Annotated in this window: 3 protein-coding genes; 1 reads left to right on the forward strand and 2 read right to left on the reverse strand. The window is 69.6% G+C overall.

Annotated features, from left to right (window positions below):
• Window positions 1–56: 56 nt before the first annotated feature.
• Window positions 57–1,592: a trypsin-like peptidase domain-containing protein gene (locus tag ACFHW1_RS28655; RefSeq protein WP_416616698.1), complete on the reverse strand. Its 1,536-nt coding sequence runs from the start codon at window positions 1,590–1,592 to the stop codon at window positions 57–59.
• 225 nt (window positions 1,593–1,817) lie between these two features.
• Here ACFHW1_RS28655 and ACFHW1_RS28660 point away from each other — a divergent pair, with 225 nt between their 5' ends.
• Window positions 1,818–2,048, forward strand: a complete 231-nt coding sequence (locus tag ACFHW1_RS28660; RefSeq protein WP_416557645.1) for a hypothetical protein — start codon at window positions 1,818–1,820, stop codon at window positions 2,046–2,048.
• 87 nt (window positions 2,049–2,135) lie between these two features.
• Here the strand turns inward: ACFHW1_RS28660 and ACFHW1_RS28665 are convergent.
• Window positions 2,136–2,521 (reverse strand): transposase (locus tag ACFHW1_RS28665; protein ID WP_416557644.1); only part of this gene is annotated, 386 nt, incomplete at its 5' end.

Raw genomic sequence — 2,521 nt, forward strand, 5'->3', positions numbered from 1 at the left:
CGCCCGGACCAGCACCCGCACGGCGCGTCACGAGGCAAACGTTCCCTGACACGGCACTAGTGGTGGCGGTTGGGTCCGTGCGGGTCGGGCCCGACTTCGTCGGGCAGCGCCTCGTCGTCGGGCCACGTCTGGTCGTCGGGCGCTGTCCCCTGTCGCGCGGCGGGCGGCGACTGGTAGGTGGATGCGGGCGGCTGGTAGATGGGTGCTGGCGGGTATTCCTGCGCCGGCTGTTGGGCCGGATCGGCGGGTGTCGAGGGGTACCCGGGCGTGGGCTGGTCCGGGTACCCGGACGCCGGCGAAAACGGGTATGTCGCGGCCGGGGACACCAGCTCGACCGACGCGGCCCGGCGGCGGGCACGGCGCCGCAGAAGCAGCACCACGAGCACGATCAGCCCGATCACCAGCGCGCCGCCGGCCGCGCCGCTGGCCCAGATCAGCCAGCCGGCTCCGTCGGCAAATTTGTCTTCGATCTTCTGCAGTTCGGTGGCGTTCTGCCGGTACGTCTGCGCGACCGAGTTCACCGGCGCGTTCTCTACGACGGTGCCGAGCTGGCTGATGGCGGTCTCGTAGTCACCGGCGAAGTAGGCGTCGAGCCCGCTGCGGAACAGTTTGTCGGTCTCGCCCAACGCGTTGTCGACGCCCGCCTCGGTGAGCAGCGCGGTGATGGTTTGCATCGGCACCAGCGCACGGTTCGCCCGGTCGGGCAGTTCCAGGTCGTTGTCGAGCACCCCGACGACGTGGCCGTTCGTGTCGATCGCCATCCCGCCGAGCGAGTGGATGCCGACGTCCTCGTTGACCCGGTACAGCGACGCGGAGCCGCGGGTGCCGGTACCGATGACCTTCACCGGCTTGGAGCGCAGCGAGTACGTCGCCGTGCGGGGATCGACCTCGTCGGTGGCGTAGCCGACCACGACCAGCGAAGCCCCCGGGTCGAGGGTGCCCGACGACGCCAGTTCGACCGCGGGCAGGTTCTGCTGTTCCAGCTTGACCAGGGCGATGTTGCCGGCGTCGGCGTCCAGCACCTCGACCACCTCACCGGGGATCGCCGGGCTCTCCGTCAGACCGCCCGTGGGTGCCACGCCGAGCTGCCCGTACACCTGATGGTCCGGCTCGTCTGCGGCCTCGATGCCGGTGAAGATGCTCTGGCGGAGGTTGTCGGCGACGTAGCGGTCGAGTGCGTCGGCCTCGAGGGTTTTCTCCGCGATCAGGATGCGTCCGAGCGAGTAGAGGGCGTTCTGCGCCGCGGTGTCCTTCGCCGGCCGAACGCAGAGCCCGTTGGTGATCACCTCGCCGCCGGTGCCGACGACGAAGCCGCTGCACCGCCGGGTGAACGTGATCGGCGACGCGCGCAGCGGTGCGCCGGACTGCTTGTCCCGCAGGTATCCGGTGTAGACCAGTTCGACGTAGACCAGTGACGGCGAGGCGATCGCTAGGGCACGCTCATCCAGCGTGTACGGCGGAGCTGCGGCCGCCGGGGTCGGCGCCACAAGGGCCGCCAGCGCCGCGGCGACCGCTGCCGCGTACGCGACGACGCCGGTCAGCCACGACGCGCCCGCGCCGACCGTACGGGATAGATCTCGCCTAACAGTCATTTTTGGACTCACAGGTTGGGCTGGTGCTGGTAGCGTCTTCCACCCTACGCACCAGTCGCGACCGCGACCGCCGAGGCCGAAGAGAAGCTGAACGCCGGCCGGAGGCCGGGTCACCACGGTTCACGGTGCCGTTGTGAAATTCGAGCGGATCACCGTCGACCCTGCTAGATGAGTGAGGCACCGTGTATCCGTGGGTTGCGCATCCCGGTGGCGACGGTGGTGGCGATGGTGGCGGACGGCATGAGCGCGGACGAGATCGTCTCGGAGCTGCCGGACCTGGCCGTTATGACGTCTGGGAGGCGCTGCGCTTCGCGGCCGAGGCTGTCCGGGAACGGGAACTCCCGTTGCATCACGCGGCATGAGGTTCCTGGTCGACAACAACCTGTCGCCAACGGCGGCGACGGGTCTGCGCTCTCACGGGCACGATGTCGAGCGCGTGAGGGGACGACGGCTTAAACGGGGTCGCTGGTGGGCTGTACGGCGGTTAGACTGCCGAACCTGGTCGCCCGCCTGCGTTACTGGGGGGTGTCCCTATGGGTTCTGTCAAGTAGCGAGGCGGGGTTCGTCCGCCGTTTTGGGCTGGTATGGCCGTTGGGTGCGGAGCATGGCGTGGAGGACGTCGACGCGGCGGCGGGCGAGGCAGATGAGTGCGGCGTTGTGCTTCTTGCCCTCAGCGCGTTTGCGGTCGTGGTAGGCGCGGCTGAGCGGGTCGGCGATGGCGGCGAACGCGGACGGGAAGGACGCGCGTTTTAGCTGTTTGTTGCCGCCCTTGGGTGGGTGTTCGCCGCGGATGCTGGTGCCGGAGCGGCGGGTGACCGGGGCCAGGCCGGCGTTGGCGGCGAGGTGGCCGGGGGTGGGGAACGAGGTGCATGCGTGGCGCGCGGGCTTTGACGATCTCGGTGAGTTTCGCCCGGCCGGCCCTGCGCAGC

The organism is Micromonospora sp. LOL_014 (assembly GCF_048060245.1).
GTDB lineage: Bacteria > Actinomycetota > Actinomycetes > Mycobacteriales > Micromonosporaceae > Micromonospora_E.

Coding starts and splice junctions, on each gene's coding strand:
- ACFHW1_RS28655 (WP_416616698.1), bottom strand. CDS start 1,592: ATGACTGTTAGGCGAGATCTATCCCGTACGGTCGGCGCGGGCGCGTCG.
- ACFHW1_RS28660 (WP_416557645.1), top strand. CDS start 1,818: ATGGTGGCGGACGGCATGAGCGCGGACGAGATCGTCTCGGAGCTGCCG.